The following is a 17831-nucleotide window of genomic DNA, read 5'->3' on the forward strand; positions in this document are numbered from 1 at the left end:
GGACCAGCGCCAGATCGGGGCAGGCCAGCCAGTTGCACGTACTGCCGTTCCCCTGCGCGCAGTTCCCCGATTGCCGGCCGGTTCAGTCCCGGCCCGAGAGCGCCGGAGCCACGGTCTCCCCGGCCCGGACGGCGGCGGCCCGGACGGCGGAGAACGCCGCCGCCGGGACGTCCCGGGCCAGTCCGAAGCCCCAGGCCGGGCCGGCGTCGAAGGTGCACCGGGCGTACACCGCCGCCTCCCCAACCTCCTCACCACCGGGCGCCCCGGCGCCCGCCCCGGTGCCGTGCACCGCCCGGACCTCGACCCCCCAGGGTGCCAACGTCGCTGTCAGTTCGTCCACTTGACCCTCCGTCAGCCCGGCCGTGCCGTTGACGAACAGTTCGGCGGTGACCGGCTCCCGGCGGACCGCCAGCGGCCCGGTGAGCTCGGTGCCGACCCGGTACTCCCGCTCGAACAGCGACCGCACCGGCCCCGGGGCCAGCTCGGCCCCGGTCCGGTCGGTGACCAGCTGCACCGCCCGGGCGAACTCGGCCTGCAGCTCCCGCGGCAGCCGCAGCCCGTGCCAGGCCTCCAGCACGTACGCCACCCCGCCCTTGCCGGACTGGCTGTTGATCCGCACCACCGCCTCGTAGTCCCGGCCCACGTCCTGCGGGTCGATCGGCAAGTACGGCATGCGCCACGGCAGTTCGTCCGCCGGTCGGCCCTCGGCGGCGGCCTGCTCGGCCAGCGCGTCGAAGCCCTTGCGGATCGCGTCCTGGTGCGAGCCGGAGAAGGCGGTGTACACCAGCGCACCGCCGTACGGGTGGCGCGCGGAGACCGGCATGCCGGTGCAGTACTCCACCGTGCGGCGGATCCGGTCGATGTCGGAGAAGTCGATGCCCGGGTCCACGCCCTGGGTGTAGAGGTTCAGCCCGAGCGTCACCAGGCAGACGTTGCCGGCCCGTTCGCCGCCGCCGAACAGGCAGCCCTCGATCCGCTGCGCCCCGGCCAGCACCGCCAGTTCGGCGGAGGCGACCCCGGTGCCACGGTCGTTGTGCGGGTGGATGGAGAGACATCGGTGCTCCCGGCGGGAGAGGTTGCGGTCCAGCCACTCGATCTGGTCGGCGAACACGTGCGGCAGCGAACGCTCCACGGTGGAAGGGAAGTTGAGCACGATCGGCCGGTCCGGGCCGACCCCCCAGGTGTCCATCACCGCCTCGCAGACCTCGACCGCGAACTCCGGCTCGGTCTCGTTGAACAGCTCCGGCGAGTACTGGTAGCCCAGGTCGCAGTCGCCCAGGTACCGCTCGGCGTGTCTCATCATCCACTCGGTGCCGCGCACCGCGAGCGCCTTGCACTCCGCCCGGCCCATCCGGAACACCACGTCCCGGAAGAGCGGCGCGGTGGCGTTGTAGACGTGCAGGGTGGCGCTGCGCGCCCCGGCCAGGCACCGGGCCGAGCGCTCGATCAGCTCCTCCCGGGCCGGGACCAGGACCGAGATCCGGACGTCCTCGGGGATCCGGTCCCGCTCGATCAGCAACCTGACGAAGTCGTGGTCGTCCTGACTCGCCGTCGGGAATCCGACCTCGATCTCCTTGTAGCCTATGCCCACCAGCAGGTCGAACATGGCGAGCTTGCGCTCGGGCGTCATCGGGGTGGCGAGCGCCTGGTTACCGTCCCGCAGGTCGGTGGAGAGCCAGCGGGGCGCGGCCTCCAGGGCGCGGTCCGGCCAACTGCGGTCCGACAGGGAGAGCGGGGCGAACGGCTGGTAACGCCGGGTTCGGGATGCCATCTCGACGTGGCCTTTCGGGGTCCGGGGCCCGCGGGCCACCGCCCTGGGGCCCGACAGTTCGTGCCGGATTCCTGAGCTCACGCTAGGGAGCCGTTCGTGGCCGGGACAAGGCCAACCCCCGGGTTGTCGCGCCCCCGGCCGCCGAAGGTGCCATGCCCTGCATCGAAAGTTGTAGTGCGCGGCGCCGACCGGCCCATTCACCCGTCTCCGGTACCGGTGGCGCTTCTTGACGACCCTCATAGGCTTCGAGCCGGAAGTGACGGGGGACACTCAAGGGGGCCGTGTTGCCAACCATGCTGCTGTACATCCGACTCTGCCTCAGCGAGGCCCGGCCGAGCGTCCAACTGGTGGTGTTCCTCCGCTACTTGGCCGGCACGGTGCTCAGCCTGCCCGGCCCCGGGCCGGCGCCCGGGCGGATCCTCACCGGCGCGGCCGGCTGGCTCTGCGCCACGGTCGCCGTCTACGCCTTCAACGGGGTGACCGACCGCGCCGAGGACCGGCGGAACGGCTCGCTCCGGCCGATCGCCAGCGGCCGGCTGCCGGTCGGCGCCGCGCTCGCGCTGATCGGCGGCTTCGCCCTGGCCGGCACCGCCCTCTCCTGGTCGCTCGGCTCCCGCCAAGGGCTGCTCTGCCTCGGCTACCTGACGCTCGGTTACGCCTACTCCGGCCGGCCCTTCCCGCTGAAACGGACCTTCTACACCTGTACCGGGGCCGGGCTCGGGCTCGGCCTGCTCACCTACCTCGCGGGGGCCGACGCGGCCGGGGCCGGAGCCGGCCGGGCACTGCTGCTGTTCGCCGGGGCGATGTCGTTCTGGATGGGCGGGGTCGGCGGCATCGCCAAGGAGTTCTCGGACGTCCAGGGCGACCGGCTGGCCGGCCGGCGCACCTGGCCGATCGTGCTCGGCGAGCGGCGGGCCCGCCTGCTGCTCGCCTGCGTCGCCACCGGTGCCGGGCTCGGCTTCGTGATCGCCGCCGCCCGGGTCGACACCACCCTGCTCGGCGCCGCCCTCACCGTCCTGCTCGGTGCCCTGGTGGTCTCGGCCGTGGGCGTCACCTCCCCCGTCCCGGCCGACCGGGCCGCCGAACGGCGCCCGTACCAGGCCTTCATGTGGACCCAGCACCTGGCCCACCTCGCCCTGATCGGCACGGTCGGCCTGCCGTTGCTGCGATAGCGCGGCCGCCCCGACCGGGCCGGGACCGGAATATCACGTACCGGTCAACGGAGCATATGCCCCCCTTCCGGCCCGGTCCACGACCTGATTGTCCGGGGCCTTACCAGGACCGGTCTGCTAGCTTGGGCCCCGGTGATCCGTCCGGCGAGGGAGCTTGAACAGGTGTCATGCACGGAGCGCGCATCGGGGGACGACGCTCACGGTCTCGCCGAGGAATTAGAAGCCAGGCGTCCGGAAATACTCCGTTCATACGCGGATAATCTCCGGGCGGCCGGAAGTCTGATCAGCCGTGACCCGCACTCGCTGGACCAGGCGATCGCCAACGCCGAGCAGATCCTCAAGGACGTGACCAACGCCCTACGGGCCAACCGCGTCCAGGTGAACGAGAAATACAAGCTGATCGCCTGGGACATCGGCGCCACCCGGGCCACCGACGGAATCCACCCGCAGGAGTCGCTGGAGGCCGCCTCCATCTTCTTCCGCACGGCGCTCGCCGCAGTGACCGAACTCGTCGGCCCCAGACCGGAGTCGCTGAACGCGCTGACCGTCGCGGCGCTCACCCTGGAGCAGAGCATCGCGCTGCGGGTGCGCGAGTCGGTCTCCAGCTACAACAGCGTGCTGCTGAACCGGGTGCGCGAGGCCCAGGTCGAGGAGCGCCGCCGGATCGCCCGGGACCTGCACGACCGGATCGGCCACGGCATCTCGGTCAGCCACCACCAGCTGGAGCTCTACGACATCTACCGGGACACCGACCCGGCCAAGGCCACCGCCAAGGTGGAGACCGCACAGCAGGCGATCCGCGAGTCGATGCACCAGCTGCGCGCGGTCACCTCCGGCCTGCACGCCCAGGAGCCGCTGCAGAACCTGGAGGAGGCGCTGCACAACTACCTCGGCACGGTGGCCGACGAGCAGTTGACCGTCCGGCTCCGGGTCAACGGCGACGAGAGCTGGGCCGCGCCGGCCACCCTCGACGAGGTCTTCCTGGTGGTCCGGGAGGCGGCCCGGAACACCGTCCGGCACGCCGCCGCCTCGATGCTGCTGATCAACATCGACATCACCCCGCACGAACTCCGGGCCTCGGTCGAGGACGACGGCCGGGGCTTCGACCCGCTGGACCCGCCGGTCTCCGACGGGGTCGGCGTCGCGTCGATGCTGGAGCGCGCCGAACTGCTCGGCGGCCGGCTCACCATCACCAGCCGCCCCGGCTCCGGCACCCGGGTCGACGTCTTCATCCGCCTCGCAGAACGGGCCCGCCATGACCCCAACTGACCGGACCGCCCCCGACGGCAGAATCACCGTCCTGCTGGTGGACGACCACACCCTGGTCCGGGCCGGGGTGCGGGAGATCCTCGAGTCGCAGGACGACATCGTGGTGGTCAGCGAGGCCGCCACCAGCACCGAGGCGGTCACCGAGGCCCGCCGCCACCTGCCCGACATCATCCTGCTGGACGTCGAACTCCCGGGCGGGGAGCCGACCGACACCGTGAAGCAGCTGCGCGCGCTCGTCCCGCGCTCGCAGATCATCATGCTCAGCATGTACGACGGGCCGCAGCTGCTGCGCCGCCTGATCGCCGCCGGCATCCGCGGCTACCTGCTGAAGAGCGTGGACCGGCAGGAGCTGCTCTCCGCGATCCGCAGCGTCCACAGCGGGCCGGACCGGATGGTCCTGGCGGTCTCCCGGGACAGCCTGGCGCAGATGCAGCAGACCTCCGAGGGGGTGCTCTCGGCCCGCGAGCTGGAGATCCTGGAGCTGGTCGCCGACGCGCTGAGCAACAGTCAGATCTCCACCCGGCTGGCGATCACCGAGGCCACCGTCAAGCGCCACCTGAGCAACGTCTTCGTCAAGCTCGGCGCCGTCTCCCGGATCGACGCGGTCAACAAGGCGATCGCCGCCGCGCTGATCACTCCGAAGCGGGACCAGCAGGTGCGCCGCTTCCCGGGCTGACCGCGCCGTCCCGGCCCCGCCGCCCGGCCCGCTCCGCGCGGTCCTCGAACAGCACCGCCAGCCGCTCGCCGGTCCCCTCGGGGAGCCGGACCGCCGCCGCGGCCAGGTTCATCTCCAGGTGCACCGGATCCCGGGTGCCCGGCACCGGCACCACGTCCTCGCCCCGGCTGAGCAGCCAGGCCAGCGCCAGCCGACCCGCCCCGACGTCCAACCCGGCCGCGGTGCGCTCCAGTTCGGCCAGCCGGGCCCGGGCGGCGGCCAGCCGGCCGGGGGCGAACCGCAGGTCCGCCCGGCGCAGGTCGTCCGGGGCCAGCCGGGCGGGGTCGGCGAGCCGGCCGGTCAGCAGGCCGCGGCCGAGCGGCCGCACCGCCACCACGCCGATGCCCAGCCGGCGGGCGGCCGGCAGCTGCTCGCGCTCGGCCCGCGTCCGCCAGAGCGAGTACTCCACCGCGAGGGCGGCGATCGGGTGGGTGCGGTGCGCCCGGACCAGCTGCTCGGCGGTGCCGCCGCCCAGGCCCAGGTGGCGCACCTTTCCCGCCGTCACCTGGCCCGCCAGCAGGCCGATCTGGTCCTCGATCGGGACCGCCGAGCGTCCCGGGTGCAGGTAGTAGAGGTCCACGTGGTCGGTGCCGAGCCGCCGCAGCGCGGCCTCGATCCCGGCCGCCACCGCCCTCGGGTCGCCCACCGCCCGGGCCGGTCCACGGGCCGGCCTGCTGTGCGCGGCGATGGTCACCTCGTCCCGCCGGTCCGCCACCGCCCGGCCGACCAGCCGCAGCACCTCACCGCGGTGGGTCAGGTCGGCGGCGTCCAGCAGCGCCACACCGGAGTCCATCGCCAGCCGGATCAGCCGCACCGCACCGGCCGGATCGGCCGGCCCGTACGCGCCGCCGAGCGGCAGGCAGCCCAGGCCCAGCCGGGAGGTCAGCGGCCCCGCAGCGCCCAGCCTCGCCGCCGCCATCGCCGCCCTCCTCCCGGTCGCCCGCTCCACCCTCCCAGCATTCGGTACGGCCCGACGCCCCCTCAACCCCTGTCCCGCTCCTACTGCCCCAGCCCCGACAAGGGGTACCCGGCTCGTTCCGGCGGGCCGTTCCACCGCTCCGGACGGGGCGGTACGGTACCCGGGTGAATGCCGTCCACCGTGAATTCCCCGCATTCCCCGCACGGGGCACCTGATGATCGAGAAGATTCTCGGTCCTTCCGTTTTCTCCGCCGATACCCGGGAGGACGATCCGGATGCCTTCCTCTTCCCCGACGAAGAGGAGGCGATATCCCAGGCGGTTTCCAAACGCCGCCTGGAATACGTCACCGCCCGGCTCTGCGCCCGGCGGGCGATGGCCGTGCTCGGCATCCCGCCGGCGCCGGTCCGCTCCGGTCTGCGCGGCGAACCACGGTGGCCGGACGGCGTGCTCGGCAGCATCACCCACTGCACCGGCTACCGCGGCGCGGTGCTCGGCCGGGTCGGCGAGGTCACCTCGATCGGCATCGACGCCGAGCCGAACCAGCCACTCTCCCCCGGCGTGCTGGAGTCCGTGGCGCTGCCCGCCGAGGAGACCCGGATCCGTGAGCTCCGGGCGGCGCAGCCCGAAGTCTGCTGGGACAGACTGCTGTTCAGCGCCAAGGAGTCGGTCTACAAGGCGTGGTTCCCGCTGGCCGAGTCCTGGCTGGACTTCGAGGACGCCCTGGTCACCCCCGACCCGGCCGACGGCACCTTCACCGCCCGCCTCCTGGTCCCCGGCCCCGAGGTGCACGGCGCTCCCCTGACCGGCTTCACCGGCCGCTGGCTGGTCCAGGACGGCCTCATCCTCACCGCCATCGTCGTCCTGCCCCCCGCTCCCTGACGCCCCCTGCTCCCTGACACCCCCTCACCTCCGGCCGCCCACACCCCCGTTCGACCGCCGGAGGCAACCGCTCCCCGCCCCTCGGCGTGGCCTCCCCGCCACCGCCGGAGGCTGCCGCAGAGTGGCCCGGTGAGCGACGCGAGCACCCACCTCCCCGCGCCGGAGGCGGACGAGCCCCGGGCGGGCTGGTTCGAGCTGTTCTTCGACCTGGTCTTCGTGGTGACGGTCAGCGTGCTGGCCCACGGACTGCACGGGGACCCGGGGCCGGGGGACTTCGCCGAGTTCCTGCTGCTGTTCTTCCCGGCCTGGTGGGCCTGGGCCAACCTGACCGTCACCGTCAACCTGTTCGGCTCCGGCCGCCCGCGCGTCCAGGCCATGCTGCTGGCCGCGATGCCCGCGCTCGGGCTGATGGCGGCGGCCTCCCCCGAGGGCCTGCACGAACGGGCCTGGGCGTACGCGCTGGGCGCCGCCTGGGTACGGCTGGTGCTCTTCCTGATCTGGTGGGGGCACGCCCGCGCCACCGACAACCCGCTGCCGCTCTGGCGGCCGGTCCTCTACTGCCTGGTGCCCGCCACGCTCTGGGCGGTCTCGGCGGCGCTGCCGTCCACCGCGCGGTTCGTGCTCTGGGGCGTGGCGATCGTGCTGGAGGTGGTGCTGCTGGCCGTCCGGACCGGCCTCGGCACCGGGCCGTACGACCGGCTCTCGGTGGAGCTGCTGGTGGAGCGGATCGGCCTGTTCGTGGTGATCGTGCTGGGCGAGAGCGTCTTCACCGTGGTGGTGGCCCTGGAGGAGCACTTCGTCCCGGCGGCCGGGCTCACGGCGCTGCTCGCCTTCGTGGTGGTCGCCGAGCTGGCCATGATCTTCTTCACCTGGGGCACCGAGAACGCCGCGCAGGGCCTGACCCGGGCCCAGAGCGGCCACGCAACCCGGGCCATGCGGGACACCGTGATGTACCTGCCGTTCGTCCTGGTCTCCGGCATCACCGTGATCGCCGCCGCCCTCGGCACCGCCGTCGACGAACCCGACCACGTCCTCCCGGCCGGCGCCCGCTGGGCGCTCTGCGGCGGGGTGCTCGCCTTCTACACCGCCAACGCCGCCATCTCGATGCGCTACGGCGACGGCGTCCGCCGGGTCCTGGCGTGGTACCTGCCCTGCCTGGTCCTCACCGGCGGCCTGCTGCTCCCCGCGTCCGTCCTGCTGCCCGCCTGGGCGGCGGTGGCCTGCGCGGCGGCCCTGGTCTTCCTGCTGGCCAAGCTCTCCCGGCACCACATCCGGGCCCGCCGAGGAGACGGCTCCCGAGGAGACGGCTCCTAGACCCACGCCCCGGCCGTGACGGCCGGCTTCTTGTCGTTCGGGCCGATGATCACGTCGATCCAGAACAGCGAGGCCAGCACGCACCAGACGGTGAGCGCCAGCTTGGCCGCCACGTGCAGGCGGCGCGAGTCCCAGAGCCAGATCGCGGCGACCGGCGGCAGGAACACCAGGGCGCCCGCGCGCAGCAGTCGGTCGGTGGTGCTGCGGGGCGCGGCGGGCTGGTCGTACGGGTTCACGGCTGGTCCATCGTTCACGGGGGCGGGGCATGCGGGGGCAGACGCGAACCGTACACGAACCGGGGCCCGATCCGGCATTCCCTGACCCGCCGTCAGCCGGGGCGGGCGGCGGCTCCTATCCTGCCCGGATGAACAGAGCGATCGAACTGGTGATCTTCGACTGCGACGGCGTCCTGGTGGACAGCGAGCGGATCGCCGTCCGGGTGAACGTCGGGCTCGGGGCCGAGCTGGGCTGGCCGCTCACCGAGGAGGAGGTGGTCGAGCGGTTCATCGGGCGCTCCTCCGCCTCGATCGCCGGGCAGTGGGCCGAGCGGCTGGGGCCGGAGGCCGGGCCGCTCTGGACGAAGCTGTTCGCCGAACGGCACGCGGCGGCCGTCGACACCGGGCTGCTCCCGGTGGACGGGATCGCCGAGGCGCTGGCCGGGCTCACCCTGCCGAGCTGCGTGGCCTCCAGCGGGGAGCACGCCAAGATGCGGCACACGCTCGGCCGCACCGGCCTGTACCCGTACTTCGAGGGCCGTATCTTCAGCGCCACCGAGGTCCCCCACGGCAAGCCCGCCCCCGACCTCTTCCTGCACGCGGCCCGGCGCTCGGGCGTCGACCCCGCCGCCTGCCTGGTGGTGGAGGACAGCCGCTACGGCGTGCAGGCCGCCCGCGCGGCGGGCATGCGCTCGCTCGGCTACGCGGGCGGCCTGACCCCGGCCGACCGGCTGGAGGGCCCGGGCACCACGGTCTTCACCGACATGCGGGACCTCCCGGCCCTGGTCGCCTCGCTCTGACCACGGCCGCGCCTCAGAGCCCCGGGAGCGAGTCCTGCTCCCCCGGCACGACCTTGGTGCCCTCCTCGGGACCCCGGCAGCCCGGGCCCAGGCGCAGGATGCGGGACTCCGGGTCGTGCAGCGGCCGGCCGCAGCGGCGGCAGCGCAGCACCGGCGGCTCGGCGGCGGCCGGGCCACCGGCCGGGGCGGGGATCAGGGCGGGCTCGTCGGAGTGCATCGAGCCAGTCTGACGGACCGTCCGCCGCCGGAGCACCGCCGGGCCACCCGCGGCCGCCCCGGGCCCGGTCAGCGCAGCTGCCGGCGGGCGGCCAGGTACCCCGCCTGGAAGCGGCTCTGCGCGTCCAACTCCCGCATCAGCCCGGCCACTCGGCGTCGGTAGGTGCGCAGCGGCACGCCCAGCTTCCGGGCGGCCGTCTCGTCCTTGGTGCCCAGCGTGAGCTCGTGGAGCACCTCGTCGAGCTGCGGGTCCAGCGCCTCCTCCGCCGGGGACGGTCGCGGCTCGGCGGTGCCCGCGGCGGCCAGCGAGTGCACCAGCAGCGGGGTGAGCGGCAGGTCGCGGCCGAGCAGGGCGCCCCCGGCGTAGTCCCGCCCGTTGCGCGAGAGCACCAGGACGCTGCCGTCCACGACGGCCATCCGGGGCGTCCAGTCCGGCACCCTCAACAGCTCGACCTGACCACCGGTCAGGCCGGTGGCCCAGTCCGGCACCGGGTCGTCCTCCTGCGAGGGGACGTGCAGCCGGATCCGGACCTCGGGCCGGCCGCGCAGCCACCGCAGGCCGGCCATCTCCACCAGTGCCCCGACCCCCGGCGGCACCACCAGGAGCAGTTCCCTCCTGGTGGCCCGGAGGGCGGCGAGCACCTGGGCCGTGCCGACGACGGCGAGCTGCGGCCGGCTGACGAGGGCGTTCACGAGCTGGTCCACGGGTGGCGTCATCGGCGGTAGGCGTCTTCGACGGCGGCGATCCGGCGCATCAGGGTCCCGCTGTCGGGGGCCCTGACCACGTAGGAGTCGCGGAAGTCGGTGGAGTGCTTGACGCCGCCGCGGCCGTCGCCCGCGCCGGGGCTGGGCAGGTACTCCACGATGCCGAGCTCGGCGTACCGCTGCGGCGGGATGCCGGCGGGGGTGCTCGCGTCCGGGTAGAAGGCGATGAAGCCGGTGGCGGAGGCGTCCTGGCCGGAGTCGAGGGCCGAGCCGAGCGAGAACGGGAGTCCGGCGTCCAGGCGGATCTGGGTCTCCACGATGTTGAAGCCGTACTGGTGCTCGATGACCGGCGGGATGATCCCGCCGGGCGGGCGGCCGGCCACCTCGCAGAAGACCAGGTCGTCGGTGTCGGTGTGGAACAGCTCCAGGTGCGTGGTGCCGTCCCGCAGTCCGAGCGCCGGCAGCACCTTCTCGTTCATCTCCAGGATCCGCCGCATCAGGGCGCCCTCGCGCACCAGCACGGTGCCGAAGATCCCACCGGGCGAGTAACTCGCCGGATCGGCAAGGTACTTGCCGACACTGCTGAACAGGATCCGGCCGTCCCGCACCACCGAGTCGCAGTGGTAGACCTCACCCCGGACGAAGTCCTCGACCTCGAAGCGCGCGCCGGAGAGGTCGAGCCCGGCCACCACCCGGCGGGCCTCCTCCAGGCCCTCCACCACGTACAGGTCCTTGGCGGCCAGGCCGCGCCGGCCCTTGATCACCTTCCGGGGGCCGGCGGTCCAGTCCAGCTTCTCCAGGTCGGCCGGGGAGTCCAGCGCCGCGAAGCCGGGGACGGCGGCGGCCCCCGCGTTCCGGACCGCCTCCTTCATCCTGACCTTGTCGCGGAAGCGGGCGGCGGTCTCGAAGTCCATGCCGGGCAGGCCGAATTCGCTGCGCAGCTCGGCGGCGAGCAGCACCGCCTTCTCGTGCACCGCGATCACCCGGCGGATCCCGTGGTGGCGGACCGACCACCGGCCCACGGCCCGCCAGTGGTCCTCGTCGTGGATGCCGCAGAGCGAGACGTGCGCCAGCGGGTGCTCGGCGAAGCCGGTGACACCGCCGTAGCGCTGGTTGCGCGAGACGATGTGCAGCTCGACCTCGTCGGTCGGCAGGATGTACCGGCCGCCCCGGCTGAAGTGCTCGTACGGGTGCTTGTTGAGGAACAGTACCGGTGGCTTCAACGTCCTTCTCCTCCCTCGGGAACGGTGCTCGGGCCCGGCTCGCCGGGGAGCAGTGCCGACAGCGCCCCGGCCTCCGGGTCCTCCCCGGCGGGGGCCGCCGCCCGCCGGGCCAGCTCCGCCGGGGAGCCGTCGATGCCGAGCAGTGCGTTGGCCAGCGCGGCCGGGGCCCGGCCCCGGGCACTCGGCGAGACCACCCCGGTCGGCGCCAGCGGGCGCAGCACCTCCTCGACGAAGGCCGGGAAGCCCTCGCCGAGGAAGTCCACCGAGTAGTAGCCGGAGCGGTCGTCCACCAGCTCCTGCGGGGCCGAGCCGGGGAGTTGGACGAAGACGGTGTGACAGCCGAGGCGGTGCGCGGCCCGGGCCGCCGCCGGACCGGCGTCCACCAGCACCAGCCGGCCGCCGGCCTGATCCGCCGTCACCACTTCGCGCTCCGCACGCCGTGGTCGGCCATCGCCGCGTGGTGCGACAGCTCCTGGTCGATGGAGGCCTGCTCCCAGGCCTCGCGGTCCCGGACGTACAGCGGGTCCTCGGCCGTGATCGAGGTGGTCGAGGCGGTGCCGCCGGCCAGCCGCCAGACCACCGTGCCGGTCACCGGGGCGGCCAGCTCCGTCACGAACGCCTGGCAGGCGGCCCGGAGTTCACCGAACCAGCGGCCCTCCAGCGCCTCGCGCACCCAGACCTGCTCGACGTGCATCTTCTCCCGGACCGCCTCGGCGTCCAGGGTGGCGGTCTCCAGGTGTCGGCGGGAGGCCAGCAGCAGCCAGGCGGCCGGCATCTCCCGGATCTCCAGCACCTTGACCCCGCCCGGGAGGTGCTCCAATCCGCTGTAGCGGCCCAGGCCGTGGGCACCGACCACCCGGTTGAGGTGCTCGATCAGCTCGGTCAGCGGCAGCTCGCGGCCGTCCACCGCGACCGGCAGGCCGCTGCGGAAGGTGACGGCCAGGTCGGCCTCGGCCCCGGGCCGGGGCACGCTCCACCGGTAGTACGAGGCGGGGACGGCGTGCGCCTCGGGGTCGTCCAGCACGCCGGACTCGAACTCCCGGCACCAGAGGTTGGAGTCGCCGCTGGCGGAGCGCTCGGCCATGGTGTCCAGACCGGCCGCCAGCAGTTCCTTGATCTTCACCTCGCGGTCCACCGGCTGGAGGTCGTAGGGGCTTCCGTAGTGCCCCTCGAAGCCCAGCAGGTCGAGCGCGCCGTTGAGCCGGCGCAGGGTGTTCTGCGAGCGGTTGGCGGTGTGCAGGATGACCCCGGCCCCGCACTCGCGGGCCCGGCGCACGGCGATCCGGGCGATCAGCGGGCGGCTCAGCGAGGAGCTGATCGGATGGGTGTCGAGGTAGACGGCGTGCGCGGCGATCGCCGGGCGGACGAACTCCTCGGCGAACTCCTCACGGGCGTCCACGAGTTCGAGCCGCACACCGATCCGGTCGGCGAGCTCCCGCAGCTGCGGGGCCTGCTCGTCGCCGCCGAGGCCGACGCTGATCGCCCGGACGTCGGTGGCCCCGGCGCCCTTCAGCCGGTGCAGCAGGTAGGTGGAGTCCAGCCCGCCGCTGAAGAGCGTGACCACCGGGCGGTCCGGGTCGAGGACGGCGGCGAGGTCGTGGAAGGAGCGGACCGTCCGGGGCATCAGGACTCACCGCCCGCGAGGCCGCGCAGGAACGCGAGCTTGGACAGGTGCCCGGCCTCGGCCTTGATGCCGCGGCCGGCCAGGTGACGCTCGATCAGCACGGCCAGCTCGGCCATGTCGGCGTCCACGTCCGCCTGGTCCATGCCCTCGTGCCTGCGGGTGTGCAGGTACTCGGTCTCCACCTGGCGCAGCACCGTGCCCGGCAGGCCGTGCACCGTCACCTCGTCGGTCTCGATCCCGAAGTAGTTGCCGGTGACCAGGGACTGCACGTTGAGGTCGAACCGGGCCCGGGTCAGGGCCGGCAGCGGCCGGATCTCCAACTCCGGGTAGGCGCGCCGCAGATGGCCCTCCAGGTCACCGTCGGGGATCTCCACCCCGCGCACGATGATCTGCTCGCGGCGCAGGGTGTCCTGCTGGAAGACCTTGCGCTTGAGCGTGTAGGTGCCGTACGGGGTGAGCTGGAGCGACAGGTGGCCGCCCTGGCCCTCGGGGCCGGTGACGTCCCAGTTGTGCTGGTCGTACTGCCAGCGGGTCAGCTCGTACCCCGGGTCGGTGACGTAGCCGGGGAACTCCCCGGCCTCGACCGCGCGCCACAGGTGCAGGGCGACGTCCCAGATCGAGACCTCGTCCCGCAGGGTGACCTTGTGCTCGATCTCGGTGCCCTGTTCGTACTGGTGGTTGGCGTAGCGCTCCACCCGGACGTACTGGTGCAGCTGGCCGGCGTGCTCCAGACCACGGGCCGCCAGGGTGGCCGCCGGGGCGTCCGCCGGGTGCTCGAAGCGGGCGACCCGGACGAAGACGGTGTCCTGGGCGCGGACCCGGGCACACATCAGCACCTCGGTCCACGGCCGCTCGGCCGAGCGGTGCGTGCGCAGCACCAACAGCGGTGCCAAGGAGCGGAGTTCAGTGACCCCCTGGCCCCTCAGTAGCTCGGCCAGCGCGGGGGCGAGCCCCGCCGCCCAGAGCTCGACGGGCTCCCCGGGGTCCAGTGCCGCACGCACGCCCCCGTCGGGATCGGCCACGGTGACCGGGCCCGCCGCGGCGAGCGGCCTGCGGAGCACCTCCATCGCCCGGCCGCCGTCCTCCGGCGCCGCCGCCAACCCGGCGACCACGAGCACCCGCTCCGGAGCCGGCGCCACCGCGAACTGGTGGGAGACGTCACCGAGGACAAGGTGCCTCTCCACCCCCGACCCGGAATCCAGGCGTGCCTGCGCGGTCAAAGTGACTCCTCAGTAAGAAGGGAAACGGCCCTGCCCGGACCGGACGGGAGCATGAGGAATCCATGAATGATTTCCGCCCCCGCGAGCCCGGGCAGAGATCACCGAGATCGGGGCGATCGTACGGAGCGTGTCATGTCCCGTCAACGACTTTCTGACCAGCTGTGCGAACACGGAATGCCATGGTTTGTCCATTCAATGCGCATAGATCACCAAGGCTCCGCATGCGTGCCAAGCAGGGCCAACGCCCAATCGGGACTTGACATTGACAGGCCATCAGTTAGATTTGCCGAGTTCACTCGACCGAGTGTCGCCATTGGCGTTGCCGGAGCGGGGGGCCTGCGCGGCCGGATTTTTCCGACTCTTTGCGCAGCCTTTTCCCATTCGACGGCCACCCCCACTCTCCCCGCGAGGCATTACGCCCGGGGAATTTTCGCGCCCGGCCTTCGAATACGCACAGAACATCTCCATCCACATATTGATGAGGAGTACTTGTGAATCTTCCGCGCCGTACATTCCGCCGGCTGATGGCGGAGGGCGAGCTGGTGCGGGTGGCCGGCGCGCACGACGCCCTCGGAGCCACCGTGGCCCAGCAGGCGGGCTTCCAGGCGGTGTGGGCCTCCAGCTTCGAGGTCTCCGCCTCGCGCTGCCTCCCGGACGCCAGCGTGCTGACCATGACCGAGTACCTGGCCGCGGCCGCCGCCATGCAGAAGGCGATCGACATCCCGGTCGTCGCCGACGTGGACACCGGTTACGGCAACGCCCTCAACATCGCCCACATGGTCCACGAGTACGAGGCCGCCGGAATCACCGCGGTCTGCATGGAGGACAAGGTCTTCCCCAAGGTCAACAGCTTCGCGGCCGCCAGCCACGACCTGCTGCCCACCGAGGAGTTCGCCCGCCGGATCCGCACCGCCAAGGCCGCCCAGCGGGGCGAGGACTTCTACTTCATCGCCCGCACCGAGGCGCTGATCAGCGGGCTGACCGTGCAGGAGGCGCTGGAGCGCTGCGCGGCCTACGCCGACGCCGGCGCGGACGCCGTGCTGATCCACTCCAAGCGCCGGGACGAGCAGGAGATCGCCGAGTTCCTGGCCGGCTGGGACGGGCGCCGCCCGGTGGTGATCGTGCCGACCACCTACCCCCAGCTCTCCGCCACCGATGCCCACAAGCACGGCGCCTCCGTGGTCATCTACGCCAACCAGGGCCTGCGGGCCACCGTCCAGGCGCTGCGCGACACCTTCTCCGCGATCGTCCAGGACGGCACCTCGCTCGGGGTCGAGGACGGCATCGTGCCGGTCTCCGACATCTTCGCCCTCCAGCGCCTCGACGATTGGCTGGCACTCGAAGCGTGATCACCAACGACGACTTCTGCACCGCCCTGCGCGGACACGGCTTCGACTTCGTCGCCGGGGTGCCCTGCTCCTACTTCTCCGGCCCGATCGACCGGCTCACCCGGGACGGCGGCTACCTCGCGGCGGCCAACGAGGGCGCCGCGCTGGCGGCCGCCGCCGGCGCCGTCGCGGCCGGCCGCCGCGCCGCCGTGATCGCCCAGAACTCCGGGCTGGGCAACCTGGTCAACCCGCTCACCTCGCTCACCTCGACCTACCGCATCCCGGTGCTGGTCTTCATGAGCCTGCGCGGCTGGCCCGACCCCACCCAGGACGAGCCGCAGCACGCGGTGATGGGCACCTCCACCCACGCCCTGCTGGACGCCGTCGGGGTCCCGCACGTCACGGTCCCCGCCGAGGAGACCTCCCTGCTGCCCGCCCTGGAGCAGGCCGAGAAGCACCTGGCCGAGGGCCGGAGCTTCTTCGTGCTCACCCAGAAGGGCGCGATCGAGGGCCACCGCGGCGAGCCGGCCGCCCCCGGCGGTGCGCCCAGCCGGATCGAGGTGCTGCGCGCGGTGGAGCCGCTGCTCGCCCGGGCCGCGGTGGTCTCCACCACCGGCTACACCTCGCGCGAGCTGTTCGGCGTCACCAGCTCCCGGGACCACTTCTACATGCAGGGCTCGATGGGCCACGCGGCCGCCTTCGGCCTCGGCGCCGCCCTGCACACCGACGGCCCGGTGCTGGTCCTGGACGGGGACGGCGCCGCCATCATGCACCTGGGCACCCTCTCCACGATCGGCGCCTCGGCCCCGGCCAACCTGGTCCACCTGGTCTTCGACAACGGCATGTTCGAGTCCACCGGCGGCCAGGCCACCACCTCGCACGCCACCGACTTCGCCGCCGTGGCCCGGGCGGCCGGCTACGCCTCGGGGGTGAAGTGCCGCTCCACCCGGGAGGTGTACGAGGCGCTGGAGCGCGCACTGGCCGGGCACGGGCCGCACCTGGTGGTGGCCGAGGTCTCCGGCGGTGGGGCCTCCGGATTCGCCCGGGCCACCGGCGCCATGACGACCGGTCAGATCCGGGACGGCTTCGCCCGCCGCCTGAGCACCGGCCGGCCCGCCGGAGCCGACGAGCGCACCGGGCCCGCCGAGGCCGAGGGGGGACGATGAGCGCCCCGCCCGAGGTCCGCACGGTGGACCTGGCCGGCGTCGGGGTCGGCCCGGCCAACCTCAGCCTGGCCGCCCTGGCCCACTCCACCGGCCGGATCAGCGCCTGCTTCTTCGACGGGAAGCCGGAGTTCGCCTGGCACCCCGGCCTGATGCTGCCGGAGGCCGACCTCCAGGTCACCTTCCTCAAGGACCTGGTCACCCTGGCCGACCCGACCAGCCCCTACTCCTACCTCAACTTCCTGCACCTGCACGGGCGGATCTTCCGCTCCCTGGTCGCGCAGGGCATGCACCCCTCCCGGCGGGAGTTCGAGCAGTACTACCGCTGGGTGGCCGGGCAGCTCCCGTCCGTCCACTGGGACCGCCGGGTCAAGTCGGTGGAGCTGGTGGACGGCCGGTTCGAGCTCACCTGCGAGGGCGGGGACCGGGCCCGGTCCACCGCCCTGGTGCTCGGCTCCGGACAGGAGCCCCACCTCCCGGAGTTCGCCGAGCCGCTGAGGGGCCCTCAGCTGCTGCACGGCGGCGAACTGCTGCTGACCCGCCCGGCCACCGCCGGGCGGCGGGTGCTGGTGGTCGGCGCGGGGCAGAGCGGCGCCGAGGTGGTCAACCACCTGCTCTCCGACGCCACGGCCCTGCCCCGGGAGCTGACCTGGCTCTCCAGCCGCCCCGGCTTCCTGCCGATCGACGACTCGCCGTTCACCAACGAGTGGTTCATGCCGCCCTACGTCGAGCACTTCCGCACCCTGCCGGCCGAGCGCCGGGCGGCCCTGCTCCGCCACCAGCGCCTGGCCAGTGACGGGGTGTCGGAGTCGCTGCTGCGCGCGGTCTACCGGCGGCTCTACCGGTTGGACGTCGAGGGCGCCCCGCTCCGCCACCGGCTGGTGGCCAACCGCCGGGTCACCGCCGTCACCCGGCAGGGCGAGGAGTTCGCCGTCACCGTGCACGACGGCGACCGCGACCGGCCCGAGCGGTGCGCCGCCGACGTGATCGTCTTCTGCACCGGCTACCGGCACCGCCTCCCGGACTACCTGGAGCCGCTGCGCGAGCTGGTCAGCACCGACGCCGACGGGGGCCTCCTGGTCCGCCCGGACTACTCGCTGGACTGGGACGGCCCGCAGGGCCTGCGGATCTACGTGCAGAACCTCGCCGAGCACACCCACGGCATCGCCGACCCCAACCTCAGCCTCGCCTCCTGGCGCGGCGCCCGGATCGTCAACTCGCTGCTCGGCCACGAGCACTACCGCACCGGGCACGCCACCACCACGAGCTCCTGGTCCCTGGAGCAGGCGTGATCCCG

Annotated in this window: 18 protein-coding genes; 9 read left to right on the plus strand and 9 right to left on the minus strand. The window is 73.2% G+C overall.

Going from position 1 to position 17831, the window contains the following annotated elements; all coding sequences use genetic code 11:
* Positions 1–82: 82 nt before the first annotated feature.
* Complete coding sequence (locus tag ACIA8O_RS06595; RefSeq protein ID WP_396292442.1) at positions 83–1771, minus strand: 2-isopropylmalate synthase; 1689 nt, start codon at positions 1769–1771, stop codon at positions 83–85.
* A 293-nt stretch (positions 1772–2064) separates the two neighbouring features.
* On the opposite strand from ACIA8O_RS06595, the gene ACIA8O_RS06600 reads away from it, so the two are divergent.
* The 3 genes from ACIA8O_RS06600 (at position 2065) to ACIA8O_RS06610 (ending at position 4888) form a co-directional block, all read left to right on the plus strand.
* The gene (locus ACIA8O_RS06600) at positions 2065–2943 is read left to right on the plus strand and encodes a UbiA family prenyltransferase (RefSeq protein ID WP_396292443.1); all 879 of its coding nucleotides are present in this window, start codon (positions 2065–2067) and stop codon (positions 2941–2943) included.
* A 162-nt stretch (positions 2944–3105) separates the two neighbouring features.
* A complete protein-coding gene (locus ACIA8O_RS06605) occupies positions 3106–4212 on the plus strand; it encodes a sensor histidine kinase (RefSeq protein ID WP_396292444.1) in 1107 nt (368 codons plus the stop codon).
* Positions 4199–4888 (plus strand): response regulator, encoded by a 690-nt coding sequence (locus tag ACIA8O_RS06610; protein ID WP_396292445.1) that lies wholly within the window; start codon positions 4199–4201, stop codon positions 4886–4888. Before ACIA8O_RS06605 ends, ACIA8O_RS06610 begins: the two co-directional genes overlap by 14 nt.
* Here the strand turns inward: ACIA8O_RS06610 and ACIA8O_RS06615 are convergent.
* Positions 4845–5846 carry an aldo/keto reductase gene (locus tag ACIA8O_RS06615; RefSeq protein WP_396292446.1) on the minus strand — a complete coding sequence of 334 codons (1002 nt, stop codon included), beginning with the start codon at positions 5844–5846 and terminating at the stop codon, positions 4845–4847. The genes ACIA8O_RS06610 and ACIA8O_RS06615 overlap by 44 nt on opposite strands.
* Before the next feature lie 214 nt (positions 5847–6060).
* Here ACIA8O_RS06615 and ACIA8O_RS06620 point away from each other — a divergent pair, with 214 nt between their 5' ends.
* Entirely contained in the window at positions 6061–6726 is a 666-nt protein-coding gene (locus tag ACIA8O_RS06620) for a 4'-phosphopantetheinyl transferase (RefSeq protein ID WP_396292447.1), read from the plus strand.
* 129 nt (positions 6727–6855) lie between these two features.
* Positions 6856–8040 (plus strand): low temperature requirement protein A, encoded by a 1185-nt coding sequence (locus ACIA8O_RS06625; protein ID WP_396292448.1) that lies wholly within the window; start codon positions 6856–6858, stop codon positions 8038–8040.
* Here the strand turns inward: ACIA8O_RS06625 and ACIA8O_RS06630 are convergent.
* Positions 8037–8276 carry a hypothetical protein gene (locus ACIA8O_RS06630; protein WP_396292449.1) on the minus strand — a complete coding sequence of 80 codons (240 nt, stop codon included), beginning with the start codon at positions 8274–8276 and terminating at the stop codon, positions 8037–8039. The two genes, ACIA8O_RS06625 and ACIA8O_RS06630, sit on opposite strands and share 4 nt — an antisense overlap.
* Positions 8277–8404: 128 nt before the next feature.
* On the opposite strand from ACIA8O_RS06630, the gene ACIA8O_RS06635 reads away from it, so the two are divergent.
* A complete protein-coding gene (locus tag ACIA8O_RS06635) occupies positions 8405–9055 on the plus strand; it encodes an HAD family hydrolase (RefSeq protein ID WP_396292450.1) in 651 nt (216 codons plus the stop codon).
* Positions 9056–9068: 13 nt separating this feature from the next.
* On the opposite strand, the gene ACIA8O_RS06640 is transcribed toward ACIA8O_RS06635, so the two are convergent.
* From ACIA8O_RS06640 to ACIA8O_RS06665, 6 genes are all read right to left on the minus strand, one after another.
* Entirely contained in the window at positions 9069–9272 is a 204-nt protein-coding gene (locus ACIA8O_RS06640) for a DUF6011 domain-containing protein (RefSeq protein ID WP_396292451.1), read from the minus strand.
* A gap of 68 nt (positions 9273–9340) precedes the next feature.
* Positions 9341–9976 carry a hypothetical protein gene (locus ACIA8O_RS06645; RefSeq protein ID WP_396292452.1) on the minus strand — a complete coding sequence of 212 codons (636 nt, stop codon included), beginning with the start codon at positions 9974–9976 and terminating at the stop codon, positions 9341–9343.
* A gap of 8 nt (positions 9977–9984) precedes the next feature.
* Positions 9985–11199 (minus strand): acetyl-CoA carboxylase biotin carboxylase subunit family protein, encoded by a 1215-nt coding sequence (locus ACIA8O_RS06650; protein WP_396292453.1) that lies wholly within the window; start codon positions 11197–11199, stop codon positions 9985–9987.
* The gene (locus ACIA8O_RS06655) at positions 11196–11618 is read right to left on the minus strand and encodes a hypothetical protein (protein ID WP_396292454.1); all 423 of its coding nucleotides are present in this window, start codon (positions 11616–11618) and stop codon (positions 11196–11198) included. The genes ACIA8O_RS06650 and ACIA8O_RS06655 overlap by 4 nt, the downstream gene beginning before the upstream one ends.
* On the minus strand, positions 11615–12823 hold the full coding sequence (locus ACIA8O_RS06660; protein WP_396292455.1) for an argininosuccinate synthase-related protein: 1209 nt from the start codon (positions 12821–12823) through the stop codon (positions 11615–11617). The genes ACIA8O_RS06655 and ACIA8O_RS06660 overlap by 4 nt, the downstream gene beginning before the upstream one ends.
* Complete coding sequence (locus ACIA8O_RS06665; RefSeq protein ID WP_396292456.1) at positions 12823–14007, minus strand: hypothetical protein; 1185 nt, start codon at positions 14005–14007, stop codon at positions 12823–12825. The genes ACIA8O_RS06660 and ACIA8O_RS06665 overlap by 1 nt, the downstream gene beginning before the upstream one ends.
* Positions 14008–14567: 560 nt before the next feature.
* Between ACIA8O_RS06665 and ACIA8O_RS06670 the strand changes: the two genes are divergently transcribed.
* The 3 genes from ACIA8O_RS06670 to ACIA8O_RS06680 are packed head-to-tail and all read left to right on the plus strand — an operon-like array spanning position 14568 to position 17826.
* Entirely contained in the window at positions 14568–15392 is an 825-nt protein-coding gene (locus ACIA8O_RS06670) for an isocitrate lyase/phosphoenolpyruvate mutase family protein (protein WP_396292457.1), read from the plus strand.
* A complete protein-coding gene (gene aepY / locus ACIA8O_RS06675; protein ID WP_396292458.1) occupies positions 15389–16537 on the plus strand; it encodes a phosphonopyruvate decarboxylase in 1149 nt (382 codons plus the stop codon). Before ACIA8O_RS06670 ends, aepY begins: the two co-directional genes overlap by 4 nt.
* Positions 16534–17826, plus strand: a complete 1293-nt coding sequence (locus tag ACIA8O_RS06680) for a lysine N(6)-hydroxylase/L-ornithine N(5)-oxygenase family protein (RefSeq protein WP_396292459.1) — start codon at positions 16534–16536, stop codon at positions 17824–17826. The genes aepY and ACIA8O_RS06680 overlap by 4 nt, the downstream gene beginning before the upstream one ends.
* The last annotated feature ends 5 nt before the right edge of the window (positions 17827–17831 follow it).

This window comes from Kitasatospora sp. NPDC051853 (assembly GCF_044452665.1).
Classification (GTDB): Bacteria; Actinomycetota; Actinomycetes; order Streptomycetales; family Streptomycetaceae; genus Kitasatospora.

Bases quoted from the DNA above. Each gene is read 5' to 3' on its own strand.
- ACIA8O_RS06610 (WP_396292445.1), top strand. From the start codon at position 4,199: ATGACCCCAACTGACCGGACCGCCCCCGACGGCAGAATCACCGTCCTG.
- ACIA8O_RS06670 (WP_396292457.1), top strand. From the start codon at position 14,568: ATGGCGGAGGGCGAGCTGGTGCGGGTGGCCGGCGCGCACGACGCCCTC.
- ACIA8O_RS06600 (WP_396292443.1), top strand. From the start codon at position 2,065: ATGCTGCTGTACATCCGACTCTGCCTCAGCGAGGCCCGGCCGAGCGTC.
- ACIA8O_RS06680 (WP_396292459.1), top strand. From the start codon at position 16,534: ATGAGCGCCCCGCCCGAGGTCCGCACGGTGGACCTGGCCGGCGTCGGG.
- ACIA8O_RS06615 (WP_396292446.1), bottom strand. From the start codon at position 5,846: ATGGCGGCGGCGAGGCTGGGCGCTGCGGGGCCGCTGACCTCCCGGCTG.
- ACIA8O_RS06660 (WP_396292455.1), bottom strand. From the start codon at position 12,823: ATGCCCCGGACGGTCCGCTCCTTCCACGACCTCGCCGCCGTCCTCGAC.
- ACIA8O_RS06635 (WP_396292450.1), top strand. From the start codon at position 8,405: ATGAACAGAGCGATCGAACTGGTGATCTTCGACTGCGACGGCGTCCTG.
- ACIA8O_RS06620 (WP_396292447.1), top strand. From the start codon at position 6,061: ATGATCGAGAAGATTCTCGGTCCTTCCGTTTTCTCCGCCGATACCCGG.
- ACIA8O_RS06595 (WP_396292442.1), bottom strand. From the start codon at position 1,771: ATGGCATCCCGAACCCGGCGTTACCAGCCGTTCGCCCCGCTCTCCCTG.
- ACIA8O_RS06640 (WP_396292451.1), bottom strand. From the start codon at position 9,272: ATGCACTCCGACGAGCCCGCCCTGATCCCCGCCCCGGCCGGTGGCCCG.